This window comes from Stenotrophomonas sp. 05L44_2, assembly GCF_056665995.1.
Genome location: NZ_JBFTNR010000947.1, coordinates 1 through 1,270, shown reverse-complemented (window position 1 = coordinate 1,270; position 1,270 = coordinate 1). Strand labels below are relative to the sequence as shown.

General features: G+C 66.5%; 1 protein-coding gene. It reads left to right on the top strand.

The features are described 5' to 3' along the window. Positions 1–158 precede the first annotated feature (158 nt). A complete protein-coding gene (locus AC1VAN_RS22205; protein ID WP_263929774.1) occupies positions 159–1,142 on the top strand; it encodes an aldo/keto reductase in 984 nt (327 codons plus the stop codon). Positions 1,143–1,270: the final 128 nt, after the last annotated feature.

Below are 1,270 nucleotides of genomic sequence, written 5' to 3'. Positions count from 1 at the left end.
GTCCAAGGTAGCGTAGGTAACTCGTCCACCGGATGCAGAATTGGTGCGGGCGGCAGGACGGCATTCATGAAATCCAGTCATGACCGACTGCCATCCAGGTCGTTCAATCCGCTGCCCCTGCAGGCGTATCGTCATCGCTCCCCTACTGGAGCACGACGATGCAGACACGTGAACTCGGCCGCAGCGGCCTGAAAGTCTCCGCCCTGGGCCTGGGCTGCATGGGCCTGAGCCACGGCTACGGTCCCGCCGTCGAGCAGAGCCAGGGCATCGCCCTGCTGCACGCCGCGGTCGAGCGCGGCGTGACCTTCTTCGACACCGCCGAAGTCTACGGACCGTATACCAACGAAGACCTGCTCGGCAGGGCGCTGGCACCGCACCGCGACAAGCTGGTGATCGCTACCAAGTTCGGCTTCAAGGACGCACAGGTCGACACCGGCCTGGACAGTCGTCCGCAGAACATCCGTGCGGTGGCCGAAGCCAGCCTCAAGCGCCTGCGCACCGACTACATCGACCTGTTCTACCAGCACCGCGTGGATCCGAACGTGCCGATCGAGGATGTGGCCGGCACCGTGCGTGACCTGATCGCCGAGGGCAAGGTGCGCCACTTCGGCTTGTCCGAAGCCAGCGCCGCCACGGTGCGTCGCGCGCATGCCGTGCAACCGGTGGCCGCAGTGCAGAGTGAGTACTCGCTGTGGTGGCGCGAACCGGAACGCGAACTGCTGCCGGCGCTGCAGGAACTCGGCATCGGCTTCGTGCCGTTCAGCCCGCTCGGTCGCGGCTTCCTGACTGGCGCGATCAACGCCGACACCACCTTCGCCGACAACGATTTCCGCAACACCGTGCCACGCTTCGAAGTGGAAGCGCGTCGCGCCAATCAAGCGCTGGTTGACCGCATCACCACGATCGCGGCGGCGCGGGGCGCCACCCCGGCACAGGTCGCGCTGGCCTGGCTGCTGGCGCGGGCACCGTGGATCGTGCCGATTCCGGGGACGACCAGGATCCATCGCCTGGAAGAGAACCTTGCCGCCGCCGACCTGCAGCTGTCTCCCGCCGAGCTGGAGCGCATCGCGCAGACGCTGCAGGAGATCGCCATCGTCGGCGAGCGCTACAACGCGCAGCGCGCAGCGCAGGCCAAGGGCTGATCGCAGTGTGTGCGGACTTTCGTCCTGTGCTGGGTGTGGTCTTTCGATCTTTGGTGGGCGCGGACTTTCGATCTGTGGTGGGTGCGGACTCTCGTCCTGTGGTGGGTGCGGACCGTTGGTCCGCACGC

Coding starts and splice junctions, on each gene's coding strand:
- AC1VAN_RS22205 (WP_263929774.1), top strand. CDS start 159: ATGCAGACACGTGAACTCGGCCGCAGCGGCCTGAAAGTCTCCGCCCTG.